The organism is Pirellulales bacterium (assembly GCA_019694435.1).
Lineage (GTDB): Bacteria > Planctomycetota > Planctomycetia > Pirellulales > JAEUIK01 > JAIBBZ01.
On the sequence record JAIBBZ010000040.1, the window covers coordinates 1 to 19,506 of the forward strand.

At 65.6% G+C, this 19,506-nt stretch carries 16 protein-coding genes; 12 read left to right on the plus strand and 4 right to left on the minus strand.

Going from position 1 to position 19,506, the window contains the following annotated elements:
- Window positions 1-129 precede the first annotated feature (129 nt).
- Together K1X74_20535 and K1X74_20540 are read right to left on the minus strand one after the other, a co-directional pair.
- Window positions 130-621, minus strand: coding sequence for a 6-pyruvoyl tetrahydropterin synthase family protein (locus K1X74_20535; protein MBX7168736.1), 492 nt, complete (start codon window positions 619-621; stop codon window positions 130-132).
- On the minus strand, window positions 618-1,556 hold the full coding sequence (locus K1X74_20540) for a triphosphoribosyl-dephospho-CoA synthase (protein ID MBX7168737.1): 939 nt from the start codon (window positions 1,554-1,556) through the stop codon (window positions 618-620). Before K1X74_20540 ends, K1X74_20535 begins: the two co-directional genes overlap by 4 nt.
- Window positions 1,557-1,706: 150 nt before the next feature.
- On the opposite strand from K1X74_20540, the gene ppk1 reads away from it, so the two are divergent.
- The gene (gene ppk1, locus K1X74_20545) at window positions 1,707-3,866 is read left to right on the plus strand and encodes a polyphosphate kinase 1 (GenBank protein MBX7168738.1); all 2,160 of its coding nucleotides are present in this window, start codon (window positions 1,707-1,709) and stop codon (window positions 3,864-3,866) included.
- Window positions 3,867-3,905: 39 nt separating this feature from the next.
- Here the strand turns inward: ppk1 and K1X74_20550 are convergent, their stop codons facing one another.
- Window positions 3,906-5,420 carry a CehA/McbA family metallohydrolase gene (locus tag K1X74_20550; GenBank protein ID MBX7168739.1) on the minus strand — a complete coding sequence of 505 codons (1,515 nt, stop codon included), beginning with the start codon at window positions 5,418-5,420 and terminating at the stop codon, window positions 3,906-3,908.
- Between the two features lie 188 nt (window positions 5,421-5,608).
- Between K1X74_20550 and K1X74_20555 the strand changes: the two genes are divergently transcribed.
- From K1X74_20555 to K1X74_20600, 10 genes are all read left to right on the plus strand, one after another.
- Window positions 5,609-6,604 (plus strand): J domain-containing protein, encoded by a 996-nt coding sequence (locus tag K1X74_20555; protein ID MBX7168740.1) that lies wholly within the window; start codon window positions 5,609-5,611, stop codon window positions 6,602-6,604.
- Window positions 6,601-6,921 (plus strand): hypothetical protein, encoded by a 321-nt coding sequence (locus K1X74_20560; GenBank protein ID MBX7168741.1) that lies wholly within the window; start codon window positions 6,601-6,603, stop codon window positions 6,919-6,921. Before K1X74_20555 ends, K1X74_20560 begins: the two co-directional genes overlap by 4 nt.
- A 7-nt stretch (window positions 6,922-6,928) precedes the next feature.
- A complete protein-coding gene (gene rnpA / locus K1X74_20565; protein ID MBX7168742.1) occupies window positions 6,929-7,291 on the plus strand; it encodes a ribonuclease P protein component in 363 nt (120 codons plus the stop codon).
- Entirely contained in the window at window positions 7,288-7,527 is a 240-nt protein-coding gene (yidD, locus tag K1X74_20570; GenBank protein MBX7168743.1) for a membrane protein insertion efficiency factor YidD, read from the plus strand. Before rnpA ends, yidD begins: the two co-directional genes overlap by 4 nt.
- Window positions 7,528-7,700: 173 nt before the next feature.
- Window positions 7,701-9,569 (plus strand): flagellar basal body P-ring protein FlgI, encoded by a 1,869-nt coding sequence (locus K1X74_20575; protein MBX7168744.1) that lies wholly within the window; start codon window positions 7,701-7,703, stop codon window positions 9,567-9,569.
- Window positions 9,570-9,678: 109 nt separating this feature from the next.
- Window positions 9,679-13,305 carry a chromosome segregation protein SMC gene (smc, locus tag K1X74_20580; GenBank protein ID MBX7168745.1) on the plus strand — a complete coding sequence of 1,209 codons (3,627 nt, stop codon included), beginning with the start codon at window positions 9,679-9,681 and terminating at the stop codon, window positions 13,303-13,305.
- 726 nt (window positions 13,306-14,031) lie between these two features.
- Entirely contained in the window at window positions 14,032-14,604 is a 573-nt protein-coding gene (locus K1X74_20585) for a helix-turn-helix domain-containing protein (GenBank protein MBX7168746.1), read from the plus strand.
- Window positions 14,605-14,789: 185 nt separating this feature from the next.
- Window positions 14,790-16,466, plus strand: coding sequence for a glycosyltransferase family 39 protein (locus tag K1X74_20590; protein ID MBX7168747.1), 1,677 nt, complete (start codon window positions 14,790-14,792; stop codon window positions 16,464-16,466).
- 67 nt (window positions 16,467-16,533) lie between these two features.
- Window positions 16,534-17,013: a cyclic pyranopterin monophosphate synthase MoaC gene (moaC, locus tag K1X74_20595; protein MBX7168748.1), complete on the plus strand. Its 480-nt coding sequence runs from the start codon at window positions 16,534-16,536 to the stop codon at window positions 17,011-17,013.
- 50 nt (window positions 17,014-17,063) lie between these two features.
- Window positions 17,064-18,068, plus strand: a complete 1,005-nt coding sequence (locus K1X74_20600; GenBank protein MBX7168749.1) for a polyprenyl synthetase family protein — start codon at window positions 17,064-17,066, stop codon at window positions 18,066-18,068.
- A 51-nt stretch (window positions 18,069-18,119) separates the two neighbouring features.
- Here K1X74_20600 and nrdR read toward each other — a convergent pair whose 3' ends face one another.
- Window positions 18,120-18,590 (minus strand): transcriptional regulator NrdR, encoded by a 471-nt coding sequence (gene nrdR, locus K1X74_20605; GenBank protein MBX7168750.1) that lies wholly within the window; start codon window positions 18,588-18,590, stop codon window positions 18,120-18,122.
- Between the two features lie 272 nt (window positions 18,591-18,862).
- Between nrdR and K1X74_20610 the strand changes: the two genes are divergently transcribed.
- Window positions 18,863-19,495, plus strand: coding sequence for a PH domain-containing protein (locus K1X74_20610; GenBank protein MBX7168751.1), 633 nt, complete (start codon window positions 18,863-18,865; stop codon window positions 19,493-19,495).
- Window positions 19,496-19,506: the final 11 nt, after the last annotated feature.

The following is a 19,506-nucleotide window of genomic DNA, read 5'->3' on the forward strand; positions in this document are numbered from 1 at the left end:
TGGCCGACGGTGCGATCGACCGCCTGATCGGCGGCAGCGACCTCGATTGGCTCTTCTACACCTTCGGCCAGGACGTCGTAAACGGCCTGGAACCCGGCGAAACGGAAACCGATTCGGCGCCCTGAGCCATCAGTCGGCGCGCCACGTCCAAACGCCAAGCTGACCGTTGCATTCGTCGACCTCGACCCGGTACGTAGGGTACGTGTGCCTCGTCGTCCGCTCAATCACCTCGCGGAGCTTACCTCCGACATGCCGGGCGAGTAGTTCGGCCGTTGTATTGGCCACCGGCAACAGCACGCAGTCGTCGAGCGGAAACACCCAGCGGCGATCTTGGAAAGTCACCGTCACCTCGTTCGGGCCGGCGGCCACGCGGATGCTCGGATGGTGCATCGGCAGCAGCATCCGGTGATCGAGTTCGGCCACGATATCGCGCAAAGCATCGCGCAAGGCGATGAAGTCGACGACATATTGATTCTCGTCGAGCGGTCCGTGCACCTCGGCGGCAACCCGGTAATTGTGTCCGTGCAGCCGCTCGCAGACGTTGCCGTTGAACGTGATGAAGTGGGCCGCGGAGAAGACCAGGTAGTCCTTCGTCACACGGACGTGGTAATGCTCGCTCAAGCTCTCTGCTCCTCGGCATCTTGCTTGACAAACGGCCGGTAAAATCGCCAGGGCGCCGTCAACGTGCCCTGCCGCAAGAGCACAAACAGCCCTGCCGCCAGCAGATCGGCCGTGGTCCCTGGATTGCGCCGATGGTGATCGCTGCGCAGCCAGAAATCGAGATCGCCCAGCGCCCGTTCATAATCTTCGTCGCCCGGTGGCCCGGCCTGCAACACTTGGCCGGCCAGCCGCGCTGCCTGCTCGGCCACGGCCACCCCGCACTTGCGCGCGATCAGGCTGTCGGGCCAGCGGCTCATCGCGCGGACATGCGCGAACACGATCGCATCGGCCGGACAGATGCCTTGCTGCAGGCCGAATTGCAGATCGGGCACGACGTGGTCGAAGACCTCGGCGAATCCGTTGGCGTACTGGCGCGCGACGAGATCGCGCTCGGCGGCGAGCGGCATCGCGGCGACCAGGTCGGCCGGCGGCTCGCCCGCCACGTCGGCCTGGCCGACGCGCCCCAGCCCGCCGGCCGCCGCCTCGCGAATGGCCAGGTACACGCGCGCGGCGTCGTCAGGCGTTAGGCTTTCGAGCACCCGGCGCACCCCGGCGTGCAGGTCGTCCGACCTTGAAGCCTTGGCCAGGGGGGCCAGCAGCAGGATGGTGCCCAGGTTCGTGTTGGTCGCCACGAGTGCCGCGGTGGCCCGAACCGCGGCCAACACCGTTTCGCCGAGCGAACGCTCGCGGGCCAGCTCGAAGACGGGCCCGAGCGCGATGGCTCCGGCGGCAAACTCGAAGAACGAGACGTCGTCGAAGTCGGCGCCGCGATGGACGTTGCCCGGCTTGGCGGCCGTCACCTCCATCAGGCTCGCCAACGTCGCCAGCTGTCCGAGTGACGGGACCGTCGCCGGCGATTCCCCTTCGGGCCGATTGGGATTTGAAATTGCGGCCATCACTGGTGACCAGGAAAAAGGGGCGATGCCGTCGCGCCAGCAATCGCGGCGGCAGGTCCACGTGGGCCGATTGCCGCTGCCGCGTTCGGATCGGCAAGGTATGATGCATCAGGGTCGGAAACATAAATTGTAATCGCTGAGTGCCTGCCCGTGATCGGCCGTCCGTTTCTCGCCGAACACTTCATGAATCGCGAGTTGAGCTGGCTGGAGTTCAACGCGCGGGTGCTCGAGGAAGCGTTCGACGAGAGCAATCCGCTCTTGGAGCGGGTCAAGTTCCTGTCGATCTTTTCGTCGAACCTCGACGAGTTTTTCATGGTTCGCGTCGCGGGCTTGCGAGAGCAGGCCTTTGGCGACGGGGCTCCGCAGGATTACTCGCCCGACGGCATGCGGCCGCTCGCCCAGTTGCAGGCCATCGCCAAGCGAACCCAGGAACTCGTGGCGGACCAGTACCGCTGCTGGTGCGACCACGTCATGCCCGCCCTGGCCGGGCAGGGCATTCGCTTGCTGGCCCACGATCAGCTCTCACCCGAACAGACCGATGCCCTCGATCGCTTCTTCCGCGATCGGGCGTACCCGATTCTCACGCCGATGGCCGTTGACCCGGCACATCCCAGCCCGCGCTACCACAACCGCGGCTTGTACCTGGTGAGCAAGCTGCGCCGCGCCTCGGGCTTGGGGCCGCGCAACCTGTTCGCGGTGGTGCAGTTGCCCACGGTCCTGCCGCGCCTGGTGCCGCTCTCGGCCGAAGACGCGCACGATTTCATCCTCTTGGAGGACGCCGTCGCCGCGCGGCTGCCCGACTTGTTCGGCGGGTTCGAAGTGCAGGCCTGGACCACGTTCCGCATTACGCGCGATAGCGATATCGACCTGCTCGAGCAGGAATCGGACGACATGCTGCGGCTGATCGAGGCCCGGCTCAAGGCGCGGCAACGCGGCCAGGCGGTGCGGCTCGAGGTCTCGGCCTCGGGCGACCCGGAGCTGATCGACACGATCATCGAGTCGGAAGAAATCCGCGACGGCTCGCTCGACGCCTACAGCGAGGTTTACCGCGTCAACGGGCCCGTCGACTTGACTGGCATGAGCGGGCTGCTCGACCTGGCAGATTTTGAAGAGTTGCGCGATCCACCGTTCAGCCCGCGAATTCCCCGGGGTTTGCGTCAACGCCGGGGCGAAGACATTTTCACGCGCATCGCAAACCGCGACATCCTGCTGCACCATCCGTACGACTCGTTCGACAGCGTGGTCGAGTTTGTCAGCCGCGCGGCGAACGATCCGAAGGTGCTGGCCATCAAGCAGACGCTGTACCGCACCAGCGGCGATTCGCCGATCACCCGGGCGCTGATGCTAGCCGCCGAGAACGGCAAACACGTCACGGCCCTGGTCGAGCTCAAGGCCCGTTTCGACGAGGCCAACAATGTGAGCTGGGCGCGCCAATTGGAGCGCGCCGGCGTGCACGTGGTGTTTGGCTTCTTGGACCTGAAAACACACTGCAAGCTGTCGCTCGTCGTCCGGCAGGAGGGTGGCGTCTTGCGGCGGTATGCCCACTTGGGCACCGGCAATTACAACCCGACGACGGCCCTGATCTACACGGACCTGGGCCTGTTCACGGCCGATCCCGACACGACCGAAGACGCCTCGGCGTTGTTCAACCTGTTGACGGGTTACTCACAGGGCCATGCCTGGCGCAAATTGGTGGTCGCGCCCGAAGATCTGCAGGAGCGCACGGTCGAACTCATCAATGAGCAGGCCGATCGGGCCCGCCAAGGCCGCCCGTCGCGAATCTTCGCCAAGCTCAACGCGCTGGCCGATCATCGCGTGATCGAGGCGCTCTACCTGGCCAGCCAGGCCGGAGTGCCGATTGACCTGGTCGTCCGCGGCATCTGCTGCCTGCGGCCCGGAGTTCCGGGAATCTCCGAGAACATCCGCGTCGTCAGCATCGTGGATCGCTTCTTGGAACACAGCCGGGTCTACGTGTTCAGCCCGGACGACGAGGCCCAGGTGTTCCTGGCCAGCGCCGACTGGATGCCGCGCAACTTCTATCGCCGCGTCGAGGTGATGTTTCCGATCGAGGCCGCCGAATCGAAGGAGCGGATCCTCAAGGAGTTGATCCCCGCCTATCTGCACGACAACGTCAAGGCGCGGCTGCTGCTGCCCGAGGGGACGCATCGCCGGCTGCATCCGGCGCCCGGCGATACGCGATTTCGCTGCCAGGAAGAACTGCTGCGCACTTGGAGCGTCGGCGGTCCGGGCGAAGACACGCTCAAGACCAACGGGCTGATCTCCGCCGGGCAGGCTTCGTTGCCGGCCTGAGCGGCCTCTGGGCTGCTGTGCGCTGATTGGGCTGCTGTTTCAGGGGGCGTTGGCCGTGTCGACGCGGTGGGTCCAAAAGTCGACGGTCGTCTCGTGCAGGGCGATCGTCTCGGCGGGCAGTGCCGGCTTGATCGCGCGCAGCCGCGCGAGGCGTTCCCGCGCCCAGGCGAGAAAAAACTCGGCCGATGCCCGGCTCACGCGGTGTGGCACGTCGCCAATCTCGACGTAGTACGGGGCCGTCGTGGCGAAGCGATAGGTCGCTTCGACCTGTGTCGCGACGCGGATCAGGAACCAACCGCTCTCTTCGAAACTCAGCGGCGGTAGTTCGCCCGATTTGGCAAATTCGTCCAGCCGCACGGACCGTTCGACCAGTCCATTCTTGACGATTTCAAGATACTCGATCTTGTCGCGGGTCGAGAGCTTCAGATTGACGTCGAGGTCGACCGCACCGCCGGCCGGGGCCTGAAACACGTGGCCGGGGCGTTGCCCCGCGACCAGCGGCCGCAGCAGCGGGCCGTTGGTCACCATGCACCGTCCCGCGCGCAGGGCCTCCCACCAGGCGTCGCGCGAAAACTCGGGGCCCAGGTAAACGTACACGCGGTTGTAGCCCGGCGGGTTCGACGATTCACCCGATCCGCTGGCGGCCGTCGGCGGCAGACGAAAGCCGCAATTGAGCAAGTGATAGTAGATTTCCTGCGACCACAGCCCGGCCCCCCAGTTCCCCGGCAGCCGCTGGTTGTCGCGCGGACGCGTTCCCGGCATGTCGGCTCCCATACGGTCGCGGCCCAATTGCTGCGGCGCAAGCTGCACCGAATCGATGGCCTGGTGCGCCAGCCACAGCGGCAGATCCCAGCCTGAAATCGTCGCGGCATCGACCCAGGCCTGCGGGTTGCCGTCTCGAAACGCGCGGATCACTTCGAGCGACGAAGGCTGCTCGTGTTTTGCAACGGGGACGCTGAACGCCGCGCCGCGCAAGAGCAGCAACTGGCCGCCCCCCGATGAATCGCGGCCGCACAGCCGCTCGATGATCGGCGGCTCCGCGGTCTGGCGCGACGCGTCGGACTGATTCCCGTCGCCGCAAACGAGCAGTTGCAGGTCCTCGGCCGCCACGATCAGCGGCAGCTCGCGATCGGCGCGGTGCAGCTCGAAATCGCCCGACCACCAGCCCTCGCTCGACATATCGCAAATCCGCTGCAAGTCGACATGCTGTTCGTCGTCGGCAAAATCTTCGATGGTGAAATGGCCGGATCGCACGACGTATTCCGGCCCATGCTCGATGGTGAAGCGATAGGCGCCCTTGGGCAGGTTGAGCAGCACCTTGCCGGGGCAGGCGAAGTGATCGTGCCAAAAGGGAAGCTTGTTCACCTTGCGCGGCTTTCCTGCTTCGTTCACCAGGTGAATCCGGCAGGCGACCGGTTTGCCGGTATCGCGATCAACGATTTCCAGCAGCAATTGACCGCCGCTCGCGGCAGCCCATTCGGGCCGCGATTGGAGCGTGAATGCCGTAGCCAAGGTGAAAACCAGCCAGGATGGGCGTCGGAGCAGCAGATGCATCGCGGAACTCGCGCAGACGGGACGAGCAAGGAGACGTGGAGCGAGCGCAACGCGCGGCCCGGACTAGTCTAGCTTGCAGAGCGCGCGGCGGAACGAGCCTTGAAGCTCGGCGCCGGGGGGCCGTAAAATACCCCGGATACAAACCAATTTTTCGGCGCAGCGCTGCCGCGCTGCACAATCGGAACGATATGGCGGACGACTACTACCAGGTTCTCGAGTTGAAGCGCGACGCCCAGCCGGCGGACATCCAGAAGGCCTATCGGCGATTGGCGCGCAAGTACCACCCCGATCTGCATCCCGACGACAAGGAGGCCAAGCGCAAGTTCCAGGACGTGCAAAAGGCCTTCGAAGTGCTCAACGATCCGAAAAAGCGCGAACTGTATGACCGCTACGGGGCGTCGTTCGAGCAGATGGGTCAGCCGGGACCAGGCGGCCCCGGGGGCGGCACCTATACCTGGACGGGCGGTTTTCCCGGCGGCGGCGCGGGCGGCGGCTCGTTCGAAGACGTCGACCTGAGTCAATTCTTTGGTGAGCGATTCGCAGGCGGCGGTGCGGCAGGAATCGGCGACTTGTTCGGACAATTCAAACGCGCCTCGGGCGGACGCGGACGGCGCCGGGCACCGGCCACCGAAGAACTACGCGGCGCCGACGTCCGGTACGAATACGAAATCCCTTTTCAAACGTCGATCACCGGCGGCGAAGTCACCCTGTCGCTCGAGCGTCCGGACGGTCGCGTCGAAAAGCTGGCCGTCAAGATTCCGGCCGGCATCGAGGAAGGGAAGACCATTCGCCTCCGCGGTCAGGGCGATCCATCGCCGACCGGCGGGCCCGCCGGCGACTTGTTGCTCAAGGTGCGCGTCGCGGCGCATCCGCACTTTCATCGCCGTGGCCAGAATCTGCACGTCAAACTTCCCGTCTCGCTGGCCGAGGCGGCCGCCGGCGGAAAAGTCGATGTGCCGACGCCGCGCGGGGTCGTCTCGTTGCGCATTCCGCCGGGCAGCACCAGCGGGACCAGGCTCCGCATCAAGGGTCATGGCGTTGCCGCGGCAGGCGCCGCGCCGGGCGATCTGTTCGCCGAGTTGCTGATCGCCCTGCCCCGGGGTCTCGACGACGACGATCGCGAAGCGCTGCGCCGGATTGCCGAAAAACATCCCGGCGACATCCGTCAGGAGTTGCACTGGTGAGGCTGGCCGTGGATATCCGGGCGGCTCGACTCGCGTCGGTCGCGGTAGCACTGGCCTGCTTTGGCCCGATCGCCGCGGCGGCCGAGGAAGCCGCCGCCAAACCTCCGGCGCTCGATCCGGTGCGGCGTACGTATATCGTGATGGCCTTGTTCGGGCTGGCGCTGATCGGCGCCTTGATGGTGGTCTTCGTGGCCTGGGGTGGGCGCCTGGTGCGCCGCCACGCGCAGAAGCGTTTTCCACCCACGCCGCTGCATCAGGACGATTGGTACCGCAAGCCGTTGGTACCGCAGACGGACGAGCCCCCCGCCGATTCATGAGGGGTCTATGACGACGGCCCGATTTCTGGCTCGACATCGCCTGCGGCACGGCGCCCTGTATCAGCGCGTGTACCGGCAGCGCAACGTGGTTTCGCACGGACCGGTCGTCGTTTACGGCAACTGCAATGAATTGCCGTATCCGCGATTGGGATTGAGCGTCTCGCGACGAGTCGGCAATGCCGTGGCGCGCAATCGTTGGAAGCGGCTGGTGCGCGAGGCGTTCCGGCTGGAGCTGGCACGGCTGCCGCAGGGCATCGACCTGGTGGTCGTCGCCAAAGGCCCGCAGCCCCCCGAACTGTCCGTGCTCCGCGAAACGCTCGTGCGCCTGGCTGCGAAGCTGGCGCGGCGGCTGGCCAAGGAGGCGCCATGAGCCGCTGGCTCTACCTCTTGCGCCGCGTGCCGGTCGAGCTGCTGGTGCTGCTGGTGCAGCTTTACCAGGTCACGCTCAGCCCGATCCTGGGCGGACATTGCCGCTTTGAGCCGAGTTGCAGCCACTACTTCATCGGGGCGGTACGCAAGCACGGTGCTGTGCGCGGAACGCTGCGCGGGTGCTGGCGCATCCTTCGCTGTCATCCATTCAGCGCTGGCGGTTACGACCCGCCTTGACCCCGATGGCGACCCGTGTCTATCGTTCCGCGCCTCAAGTTGGATCTCGTCTCATCATCCTATCCATGTTCGCGTTCGCGTGCCGGCTCGGCGATCGTGCGTGCCCCAGCCATTCGGGCTAGGGTAGCAGTTCGCGCCGGCGGACAAGGACGCATATGCGGAGCGCCCCGGGCATGATGCCGTTACGCGCCGTTCTCGCCATCGCTTTGATCGGGCTGTGCGGATGCACGCCGTGGGCCGTGCGTTCGCAAAGTCCCGAGGAAGATCTCGAAGCGCTGATGGACAGCCCCGATCTGGTGGGCGACCTGGCCGTCGCGACCGGAACCAGCCCCGTTCGCGTCGAAGCGGTCAGCCTGGTGACCGGCTTGGAAGGCACCGGCGGTGATCCGCCGCCCTCGCATCAGCGCGCCGCGCTGATCTCCGAGATGCAAACGCGCGGTGTCCCGCACCCGAACCGCGTGCTCGAATCGCGCGACACCGCCATCGTGCTGGTCCGCGCCTATCTGCGCCCCGGCATTCAAAAGGGCGATCGCTTCGACATCGAAATCCGTTCGCCTTCGGGCGCAAGCACCACAAGCCTGCGCAACGGCTGGCTGATGGAGACACGGCTCAAAGAACTGCAGATCATCAACGACACCATCCACGACGGCCACGTCCTGGCACTGGCCGAGGGTCCGCTGCTCGTCGATCCGGGAGCGAAGGCCAAGGACGGCGAAAACGTCCTGCGGGCTCGCGTGCTAAGCGGAGGCGTCGCGCTCAAGTCGCGGCCGCTGGGGCTGGTGCTCAAGCCCGATCATCGCACCGTGCGCAACAGCGCGCTGATCGGCAAGGTTCTCGACCGGCGATTCCATACCTACACGGCCGGCATCAAGATGGGCGTCGCCAAGCCCAAGACCGACGAGTACATCGAGCTGGCGATGCACCCGCGGTACAAGGACAACCTGGAGCGATATCTCGACGTGGTGCGCAGCGTCCCATTGAGCGAATCGGCCGCCGAGCGGCTCGAGCGCATCGAGGTGCTCGAGCGGCAATTGCTCGACCCCGTGTCGGCGAAAACGGCCGCCCTCCGGCTCGAGGCCATCGGTCGCGAGGCGATTGAAACGCTGCGCAAGGGACTCGACGTGGCCGATCCCGAGGTGCATTTCTACTCGGCCGAGGCGCTCGCCTATCTCGACGATCGCACGGCCTGCCCGATGTTGGCCGACGTGGCCAAGAACGAGCCGGCGTTTCGCGTCTATGCCTTGACGGCGCTCAGTTCGATGGAAGACGTCGCAGCGTTCGAGGCCCTCAGTTCGCTGCTCGACGTGCCCAGCGCCGAAACACGCTATGGCGCCTTCCGTGCGCTGTGGGCCATGGACGCTTCGCACCCGCTCGTCAAGGGCGACGACCTCGACGGCAAATTCCATCTTCACGTGCTCGACTCGGCGGGCCCGCCGATGATTCACCTGACCCGCAGCTATCGGGCCGAGGTCGTGCTGTTCGGCCACGGCGCGCGATTCGAACTGCCCGTCGTGATCGAGGCCGGCAAGCACATCTTGATCAAAGGCGAATCGGGCGGCGACGTCCTGACGATCAGCCGCTTCGCCGTGGACGAGCCCGATCAGAAGCGACAGGTCTCGCCTAACGTCGAAGAGGTCATCCGGGCTGTGGTCGAGCTGGGCGGGACGTATCCGGACGTCGTCGAGATGCTTATGGCGGCTCGCGGCAAACGGGCCTTGAACTGCCGGGTCGAAGTCGACGCCCTGCCCCAGGGCGGCCGCACTTACGATCGCTCGTGGCCGTCGTTCGACGAAGAATCGTCGCCCGAAGAGGGGTCTGGCGATGGTCTGGACACCCTGGCCGCGACCGCGGAGTCCGGCGCCGAGGTGGCGCCGGTCGAAGACCGGCGAAAGCTGCCCCTGCTGTACCGCGGCGGGGAGGATTGGAACGAATCCGATGACAGCGACGGTTCGGACCAGGCTTTCGACCAGGAGGAGCCCGAAAAGCCAAGGCGACCTTGGGAGGGGCTCTTTGGTAGAATCGGGAAGAAGCGGCCGGGCTAGCGATTCCCCGCTTGTTGGGGGGAGCAGGCATGGCCGGTGTAGAACGGGCTCTGCCGGTTGACCTGCCAGAAGCCCGGTCCGTTTGATTCTGCCAATTCGGCGGCACTGCATGCTCAAGGCTCTCGAACTGGTCGGCTTCAAAAGCTTTGCCGACAAGACGCGCTTCGAGTTCCCCCCCGGGATCACCGCCGTCGTCGGGCCTAACGGTTCCGGCAAATCGAACGTCGTCGACGCGGTCAAATGGGTGCTCGGCGAGCAGAGCGTCAAGAGCCTCCGTGGCAAGGAGATGGCCGACGTCATCTTCAACGGCTCGAGCGGCCGCCCGCCGCTCAATTTTGCCGAGGCCACGCTGACCTTTGACAACGCCTCGCGGGTACTGCCGCTCGATGCGCCAGACGTCCATATCACGCGGCGGGTGTATCGCAGCGGTGAAAGCGAATACCTGATCAACCGTCAACCCAGCCGGTTGCGCGACATCCGCGACCTGTTCGCCGGGACCGGCGCAGGGAGCGAAGCCTACTGCATCATCGAGCAGGGCAAGGTCGATATCCTGCTGCAATCGTCCCCGCGCGACCGCCGAGCGATTTTCGAAGAGGCCGCCGGCATCAGCCGGTTCAAGGCCAAGAAGGTCGAATCGCTCCGCCGACTCGAGCGTGTCGAGCAAAACCTGCTGCGGCTGGCCGACATCGTCAGCGAAGTTGAAAACCAGCTCCGCAGCGTCAAGGCCCAGGCGGCCAAGGCCCAGCGGTACCGCGAATACACCGGCCGGCTCCAAGACTTGCGCACGCAGGTGGCCCTGGCCGATTGGCGTCAGCTCTCCGAACGCATCGACGCGATGGAGACCGAGCTCGCCGAGCTGCACCGCGAGGTCACCGAAAGCAGCGCCACGGCCGAGACGATCGAGGTCCAATCGCTGGCGGCAGAAACCCAGGCCAGCGAATTGACCGAGGCGATCCGCGTCTGCGAGGCCAAGATCGCCGAGAATCGCGAGCGGATCGCCGCCTGCGAATCGCGCAGCGAACACGAACGGGCCCTCGTGGCCGAGCTGGAAGTCGAAGCGAGCCGCCTCCGCAAGCAACTCGCCACGATGGGCCTGAGCATCGGCGATTTGCAGCAGCAGGCCGAGTCGATCGCCGCCGACGTGACACTAGCCGCCGCGCAGCGTGACGACGTCCGCCAACAGCTCGCAGCCCAAGAAGCGGCGTTTGCGGCGCTCGCCGCCGATCTCGAAGCCCGGCGCGCCACCATGAGCGAGCGACGGCAAGCCTACTTGCAGGCCCTGCGCGCGGCGGCAGCGTTGGGCAACGAGATGAGCGTGCTCGAATCGCAGTTGGCGACGGCCCGCGAGGCGGCAGCACGCTTCACCACCCGACTCGCCGAGTTGGCCGCCGCGCAACAATCTCAACAACAACAGCTCGACGCCCTGCAGCAAGGCTCCGCGACCTTGGTCGCGGGCATCGAAGTTGCGGCCGATGCTCTGACCACCACGCAGTCGCAAATCGCCGCGGCGCGCACGCGTCTGGCCGGCCGCACCAAGGATCTACACCACGCGCGGCAGCAGCTCAGTGCCGCGCAAGCCCGGGCCGCGGTGCTCGACGAGCTCGAACAACGTCTCGAGGGACTGGGCGCCGGGGTCAAGGAAATCCTCTTGGCCGCTCGCTCCGCCGAGCCTGGTCCTTGGAGTCAAATCGTCGGGCTCGTCGCCGATTTGATTCGTGTCAAAGTCGAACTGGCCCCGGTGATCGAGGTCGCCTTGGGCGAACGGGCCCAGCACCTGGTCGTCGCCGACGGCGCCGAACTCTGGGACCAGCTCGCCGCCGGGCAGCAAAACTTTCACGGGCGCGTCGGCTTCCTGCCCGCGTCGGGCGCATCGCCGGAGACCGCCGCGGACCTGCTTACCGGCCGCCCAGGCGTGGTCGGCAGGGCCGACACGTTCGTCGAAGTCGCGCCGCAGTGGCAGCCGTTGCTCACACGCCTACTCGGCTCGACCTGGATCGTCGACACCTTGGCCCATGCCTGGCCGCTGCGCAACGAGATCCCTGACGGCGGGCAGCTGGTCACCCTCGCGGGCGATTTGCTGGCCCCCAATGGTACGCTCGTGGTCGGCTCCTGGTTGGCCAGCCCGGGATTGATTTCGCGCCGCAGCGAACTGCGCGTGTTGCGCGACCAGATCGCCGCTTTGGAGTTGCAAGCCGCCGAGCTGGAGCACGACTCGGGCATGCTCGAGCGGCAAATCGGCGAAGCCGAGCTGCTGGCCGCGACTCAGGCGAACGAACATCGCGCAGCGGTCGATCGCCTGGCCGAACAGCGGCTACAGATTGCGGCGGCACAGCAGCGACACGCCGAATTGGCCGACCAGACTCGGGCCGCGCAGTCCGATCTCGACGCCGCCGAGCGACAGGCGGCCGTCGCGCAAGCCGCGCTCGTCAAGACGCGCGAGTTGCGCGAGGCCGGCGAGCGTCAAGTCGCTGAACTCGACGCGCTGCTTGCGCAACTGACCCAGGAGCTCGATGCGATCGACGCCGACCGGGGGCGCCGCAATGCCGAGATGACGGCCATCAAGGTCCAACTCGCCAAAGTCGAAGATCGGCTCGAAAACCTCCAAACCCAGCAGCGTCACCTGGAGCACAGCCAGGAAGAACGCCGCCAGGCCCGCGAAGAAACGGCCGCGCGCCTGGCAGCCGCGGAACAGCGGGCACGTCAATCGCGTGCCGCCATCTTGCAGGCCAGCGCGACCATTGCCGAACTGTTCTTGAGCAAGGACGCTTTTGCTGCCGAGGCCGCTGCCCACGTCGAAGCCCGCGAGTCGTTGCGAGTCGAGCGCGGCGAGCTGGCGCAGCAGGCCCAGCGCGTGCGTGCCAGGATCAAGCGGCTCGAAGACCAGGTGCACAGCAAGGACCTGGCCGCCAACGAGGTGCGCCTGCAGCGCAACACGCTGGCCGCGCAATTGCGCGAAGACTACGGGATCGAGCTGTCCGAGCTCGAAGCGGCGACAACCGACGAGGAGCAAAGGGCACGCGCCGAGGTCGATCAGGAGATCGCCGAGCTACGGCGCAAGATCAACAATCTGGGCAACGTGAACCTCGACGCCCTCGACGAGCTCGACGCCCTGGAGGCGCGCTATCAAGCGCTCGCGGCGCAGTACCAGGACCTGGCCGAGGCCAAGACGGCCCTCGAGCGCATCATCCACAAGATCAACAACGATAGTCGCCGGTTGTTCGCCGAGACGCTGGAAATCGTCCGCGGCCACTTCCAGACGCTGTTCCGCAAGCTGTTTGGCGGCGGCCATGCCGACATCATCCTCGAAGAGGGAGTCGATATCCTCGACAGCGGCATCGAAATCGTCGCGCGCCCGCCGGGGAAAGAGCCGCGCAACATCTCGCTGCTCTCCGGCGGCGAAAAGACGCTGACCTGCGTGGCGCTGCTGCTGGCCATCTTCCGCAGTCGCCCGAGCCCCTTCTGTGTTCTCGACGAGGTCGACGCGGCGCTCGACGAGGCGAACATCGAACGCTTTATCGGCGTGCTCAAGGAATTCCTGGCCTGGACGCAGTTCATCATCGTCACGCATTCCAAGAAGACGATGACCTGCGCGACGACGCTCTACGGGGTCACCATGCAGGAATCGGGCATCTCGAAGCGCGTCAGCGTGCACTTCGACGATATCAGCGAGAACGGCGAGTTCCGCTGGTCGCCGCAACGCGAAGCGGCCAGGGAAGACGACACGGCCGCGGCTTGAACTGCCGGCCGGCGCCCCTGCTCTCCCCTCGGCCGGCGACCCTACCCAGCACCGGGCCGGAATATCCTGCCCGACCGTTACCGACGGTGACTCTGGTAGCCACCGATTACGCGATACGACCCCGGTGGCCACTACGATAGTCGAAACTCTCTAAAGTCATCCCCCCGGGGCAATCGAAACTACCTTTGGAAGGCGTACCACGCGGACACCGCCTCGCAAGAGACGGCCGTTCACCGCGGTAAGCCGGAGGGGGGACAACTAGCACTCGGGTCGCGCCAATCGCTGGCGAATTGGCCCGTTTCGTCGCAGCCGTCCGTGTGCCGCGGACGCCGCCTCGGCGCGCTTGCTGCCCTCTCTCCGGACCAGATCGGTCGGTTCTTGCGACTTCGGTGGATGGCGCACGTTGTGCGCTCTAGCACTGCGGTCCTCGCAAATCCGACTGCTCCTGGCCTTCTCTATGTTACGGATTTTCGCTGGCTTCCTTGTCGTCTTGTGCCGATAGCACTCTTAGGCGCAGGCCAGAGGGAGCTGAGTCCTAGCCCGAAAGTAGCGAATTCCCGGACAAGCCCCGACCCAGACATTTGCCGCAACCTGGCGTACCCACAGCCGGCACGAAGGATTGAAACCGGCCGGGCCAGCGCAGATGCGGGGCACAGCGTCCGCTCGCGGAGTCAAACTCCTCGAGCGGTCCACCTACGAAAGCGTACAGAATTTGGAGAGCCTGCGATGAAGGTGTTTACAACTGGTCAGGTCGCAAAGATCTGTAAGGTTGCCCCGCGCACGGTCAGCAAGTGGTTCGATTCCGGCCGGCTGAAGGGTTATCGCATTCCCGGATCGCAAGACCGTCGCATCCCGCGCGAATATCTTATTAAATTCCTCAAAGAGCATGGGATGCCGCTGGGTGACTTGGAAGACGAGGCCATGGCCAAGGTGCTCGTCGTGGCGCAGGATCAGGTGCTCATCGAGAACCTGAAGCGCGAACTGCCGATCGAACGGTCGTTCAAGCTGAGCACTGCCGCCAGCGGTTTCGAGGCCGGCATTCAGTCCGAAAGCTTCCACCCGGACTGCATCATTGTCGACTTCTCGATTGGCCGGACCGAGTCGCTGCAGATTTGTCAGAACCTGCGGCGCAATCCTGAGTTCCAGGAAGTGATCCTGATTGCCCTGTTGCCCGACGACGGCAACCCGAACAGCTTCGACCGCTCGTCGATCAACGAGACGTTCAAGAAGCCGTTCGACGTGGCCCTGCTGGCCGAACGGCTGAAAACGCTGATCGGCGGCCGCAAAGAGCTCGTTTGAGCCCAACTTTGTCTTACCGTCGCCGGTAGACATATCCCCCGTCGCGGAGACCCCCGCGACGGTTTTTTTTGCGCTCGACTGCTCGGCCAGCGCTGCCCCACGCGGGCAGCGCTGGCCGTTTATCATGGCGCGCTGGCGGCGCGCGGCACGTGGCCCGGCCGCCCTGGAGCCGTGGAGATCCTGCATTGAGCGCCGCCGCTGCCGCGAAGCCCCCCTCGGCTCCCATCGGACGCGAACGATCGCTCCTGCGCGCGTACCGCGGACCAATCGTCGTGGCGCTGCTGGCGCTCTTCGCGACGGCGCTGACGCTGTCGCCCTCCGGTTATGGCCCCGGCGTGACGTGCGACGAGTACTACGACGCCCTGGCCGGTAAACGACTGGTCCAGAGCTTTCTGCGCCACGGCGTCGGGTTCTTCACCGCGCCGGTGATTCACGAGACGTTCGACTGGCAAACCAAGCATCCGCCGCTGGGGCGCTGGCTGCTCGGCTGGGTGCATGCCTTCGGCGATCCGTTGCCAGGCGAACCGAACGCCGTATGGCTACCCGTGGCCCGTCTGGCGTCGGCGATCGAGTTTGCGGCGATGATCCTGGTTGTCGGCTGGCTCGCCACGCGCTGGGCCGGCGCCCTCGCCGGCACGCTAGCGTCGTTCTCCTTGGCCACCATGCCGCGCTGTTTTGGCCATGCGCATTTCGCCACGCTCGACACGCCCACTGCGATGTTTTTCACGCTGGCCCTTGCAGGGCTCGCCTGGGCGGCCGAAACCTCGGGCACCGCGCGCCGCGCCGCCCTGGCCGGCGTGTTGGCCGGCCTGGCCATGGCCACCAAGCTACACGGCCTGCTGTTGGCGCCCGTGGCCTTGCTCGTCTTCGTGTGCCTCAAGCGACGGCACGGTCTGCCTGCGTTCGCCGCCTGGTCCTTGGCCGCAGCGGCGGTGTTCTTCGTGTCCTGGCCGTGGTTGTGGCTGGCACCCTGGGATCACTTGCGGCAGTTTCTCGGCACTGCGACCCAGCGCCAGTCGCTCCATGTGTTCTACCTCGACCGCTCGTGGAACGATTTCGAGGCACCCTGGCACTACCCGGCCGTGATGTTTGCCGTCTGCCAGCCGCCGGGATGGCTGCTGCTTGGATGCGTAGGGCTGATCGTCGGTCTGCGCAAACATCGTGGAGCGGTCGCCTGTTCCGCCGCGAGTGGTCTGCTCGTCGTGCTCGGAGTCTTCAGTTGGCCGGGCGTGCCGGTCTATGACGGCGTGCGGCTGTTTCTCATGGCGTTCCCGCTGTGGAGCGTGTTCGTCGGCGCTGGCTCCGCCGCCGTCATTGACCGGTTCCCTTGGGAGCGTTGGCGGCTTCCCTGGCGCGTCGTGTTCGTGGCCGTGCTTGCTGCGACACAGGCGACGGGGCTGATCGCCCTGCATCCATTTCAACTCAGCTACTACAACTTGCTGATTGGCGGGTTGCAGGGCGCCGAGCGCCTGGGATTCGAAACGACCTATTGGGGCGACACGATTCAGGGCGAGCTGCTAACGATCGCCGCAGCGCAGGCATCGGGCGAAACCATCATCTATGCTCCGCACCTGGCGCCGTTTCAGGCAGAGACGGTCGAAGCGACGAGCCCCGAGCTGGCGGCAACGACCGCCCATCTCGCTGGCTGGGATTCGAGTCAGGCCGATCCGCTGCGAACTGCCCGCTGGCTGCTGGTCTATCGCCGCCGCGCCGACCTGGCGGAGATCGAACGCCGGCTGGCGGGGGCCGCGGTTGTGGCTGAGATTTCGCGCCAGGGGGTCTGGCTGGCAAGACTTTATCGCTTGAACCCCTCGGCAGAGCCGCCTCCCGCGGCGCAAACGTCCGCCTCACAAAGCCCCTAGACGGCTGCTGGCGAGCCTTTAGAATGGCGTGGATCGTTGGTTCCGCTGCCGTCAAAAATCCCTGCGCATGAATGGTTTAAGCCATTTCGACGAGTCCGGCGCCAGTCGCATGGTCGACGTCGGAGAAAAGCCCCAAACCACGCGCATTGCTCGGGCGAGTTGCCGAGTTTCCATGCAGCCGCAGACGCTGGCGTTGATCCGCGGCCAGGGAATCGCCAAGGGCAATGTGCTCGAGGTGGCCCGGTTGGCCGGGATCATGGCCGCCAAGCGGACGTCGGAACTGATCCCGTTGTGCCATCCACTGCCGCTCGACTCCGTCGAGCTAGGGTTCGAATTCCCAGACGAATCGAGCGTAATGGTCGAGTCGACCGTCCGTGTCACGGCCCGTACCGGCGTTGAGATGGAGGCCCTCGTGGCGGTCAGCGTAGCGGGATTGACCATCTACGATATGTGCAAATCGGTCGATCGAGACATGACGCTCGAGGCCGTGCGGCTCGAAGAGAAATCGGGCGGCAAGAGCGGCCACTATGTGCGGCCGGCCCGTTAGCCGAGTGAACGATTGAAATCAGGTCCGCCACCAGGAAGGAAGACAGCGTAATGACGACGGAGGTCGGACGACCGGCGCCTTCGCCCAATATCCTGGCGGCCCTGTACGAACCGATTCAAGCGGAGCTCGCCCAGGCCGAAGACCTGTTGCGCCGCGAACTGCGCAGCCAGCATCCTTTCGTCGATGAACTGGTCAAGCATGGATTCCGGCTCGGCGGCAAACGCCTGCGGCCGGCGCTGGTGTTACTAACCGCACGGGCCGCCGGCCAGATCACGCCCGCGCATCGGACCTTGGCTGCCGTGGTGGAGATGATCCATACCGCGACCTTGGTGCATGACGACATCCTCGACGAAGCCGACCTGCGGCGGCATCTCGAAACGGCCAACTCGCGCTGGGGGAACGAGGCCAGCGTGTTGCTGGGTGACTTCTTGTTCTCGCACGCCTTCTACCTGGCCAGCTCGCTCGACGACGCGTATGCCTGTCGCGTGATCGGTCGCTCGACGAACATCGTCTGCGAAGGTGAATTGCGCCAGATCAACAGTCGCGGCGCTTTCGACACCACCGAGGAAGAATACCTGGCCATTATCGACGCCAAGACGGCCGAGCTGACCGCGTGCTGCTGCCGCCTCGGTGGCCACTACGCCGGCGCCAGTGACGAGGCCGTCGACGCTCTGGAACGCTACGGGCGCGACCTGGGCGTCGCCTTCCAGATCGCCGACGACGTGCTCGACCTGATCGGCGAGGAATCGGCGGCCGGCAAGTCGCTCGGCACCGATCTCGAGAAGCGCAAGCCTACGCTGCCGTTGATCCGGCTGCTCAAAACGCTGCCCGGCGATGATCGCCTCGAACTACGCGAACTGCTCGCGCGCACCGGTGGGCTCGATCGCGCGGGAATCGTCGAGTGGATCGGCCGCGGCGACGGCATCGAGTATGCCCGCGACGTAGCCTGTCGTTATGCCGCTTCGGCCCGCGAGCAGCTCACGCGGTTTGGCCGCAGCCCGGCCGTCGCTGCGCTGGCCGAGATGACCCGGCTGGTGATCGACCGGCCACATTAGACTGACCGGCACCACGGCCCGATTCTCGGACGTGCCGGCAGCCTGCCGGGACTAGCGCTTGAGCTTCGGTGCGCTGCCCAACATAGGCTCGAGTTCTTCGGCAAAGTCTTGCGCGTCTTTGAACGCGCGATAGACGCTGGCAAAGCGGATGTAGGCCACTTCGTCGAGCTGCCGCAGGTGCTTCATCACCAGCTCGCCGATTTGCTCGCTGGGGACTTCGCCCTCGAAGTTGGCGTAGACCTCGTTTTCGATCGATGCCACGAGCTGCTCGATCTGCGCGTCGCTGACCGGTCGCTTCCAGCAGGCTCGCAGCAGCCCGTGCTTGATCTTCTCCCGTTCGAAGGGGACGCGCACGCCGTCTTTCTTGACGACCTTGATCACGGCTTCCTCGATCCGCTCGTAGGTCGTATAGCGCCGCCCGCAAGACACGCATTCGCGCCGGCGTCGGATGGCGAAACCGTCTTCGCTGGCCCGCGAGTCGATCACCCGGTCGTTATCACTCTTGCAAAAGGGACACTTCATACGGATGGCAGCGGCGTCAAAGTCGCGTCCGAGGGCGGTTACGAGTTGGATTCACTATACCTGGACCCGTTGCTTTCGACAGCCGCCCCGACCGGCCGGCGCACCGGCCGCGGGGCCGCTCGTATGCCTCCTGGCGTCGACAGCCGCCGGCGAAACAAGCAGAATACGGTGCACGGCGACCCGGCTTGGGTCCCAAGCTTTGGCCGCCGCCGACGAACATCCGTTAGAAAACCATGCGCCGCGCCGGCGCAAGCGTCTGGAGCTACCGAAGAATGTCCACCTCACAACCCGGCAAGCATCCGGCCGCCCCAGCGGGCGATGCAGCCTCCACCCCGAGTACCGCCGAGCGATTTCGCCAGGCTGCCACAGGCAGGCTCGATGCGCCCGAAGAGGATGTCTGGCAGGGCAGCTACTCGCCGCGGGCCATGATCGACACTTGGGCGATCTGTGGCCTGGTCACTTTGGCGGCGCTGATCGCGGCGGCCATCCTGCTGCACGACCCGTTGACCTGGACGGCCGTGGTCGTGGCCATCGTCGTGATCTGGTCGATCCCGGTGTTCACCTTGCTCTACCGCCGGATGTCGATCTCTTACCGACTGACAACCCAGCGCCTGTTCCACGAGCACGGCATTCTCAGCCGCACAATCGACCGTACTGAACTGATCCGCATCGACGATCTGTCAATTAGGCAAGGGTTGTTCGAGCGGCTGATCACCGGAACCGGCACGATCAAGGTGATCTCCTCGCGCGACGCGACCGACAAGGACCTCGAGCTGCGCGGGATCGAGAACGTGCGCGACGTGTTTTCCAAGATCGACGCAGCGCGACGCAATGAGAAAACCCGGCGCAGCTTGCAGGTCGACGAAGGTTACCTGCCGCCGCATCTGGGCGAGTCGCTGACCTAGCGACCTTGATC

Excerpts from the sequence above, each read along its gene's own strand:
- K1X74_20540 (MBX7168737.1), bottom strand. The coding sequence starts at position 1,556 with ATGGCCGCAATTTCAAATCCCAATCGGCCCGAAGGGGAATCGCCGGCG.
- K1X74_20610 (MBX7168751.1), top strand. The coding sequence starts at position 18,863 with ATGTCCACCTCACAACCCGGCAAGCATCCGGCCGCCCCAGCGGGCGAT.
- moaC (MBX7168748.1), top strand. The coding sequence starts at position 16,534 with ATGAATGGTTTAAGCCATTTCGACGAGTCCGGCGCCAGTCGCATGGTC.
- nrdR (MBX7168750.1), bottom strand. The coding sequence starts at position 18,590 with ATGAAGTGTCCCTTTTGCAAGAGTGATAACGACCGGGTGATCGACTCG.
- K1X74_20555 (MBX7168740.1), top strand. The coding sequence starts at position 5,609 with ATGGCGGACGACTACTACCAGGTTCTCGAGTTGAAGCGCGACGCCCAG.
- yidD (MBX7168743.1), top strand. The coding sequence starts at position 7,288 with ATGAGCCGCTGGCTCTACCTCTTGCGCCGCGTGCCGGTCGAGCTGCTG.
- smc (MBX7168745.1), top strand. The coding sequence starts at position 9,679 with ATGCTCAAGGCTCTCGAACTGGTCGGCTTCAAAAGCTTTGCCGACAAG.
- K1X74_20550 (MBX7168739.1), bottom strand. The coding sequence starts at position 5,420 with ATGCATCTGCTGCTCCGACGCCCATCCTGGCTGGTTTTCACCTTGGCT.
- K1X74_20600 (MBX7168749.1), top strand. The coding sequence starts at position 17,064 with ATGACGACGGAGGTCGGACGACCGGCGCCTTCGCCCAATATCCTGGCG.
- K1X74_20575 (MBX7168744.1), top strand. The coding sequence starts at position 7,701 with ATGATGCCGTTACGCGCCGTTCTCGCCATCGCTTTGATCGGGCTGTGC.
- K1X74_20585 (MBX7168746.1), top strand. The coding sequence starts at position 14,032 with ATGAAGGTGTTTACAACTGGTCAGGTCGCAAAGATCTGTAAGGTTGCC.
- rnpA (MBX7168742.1), top strand. The coding sequence starts at position 6,929 with ATGACGACGGCCCGATTTCTGGCTCGACATCGCCTGCGGCACGGCGCC.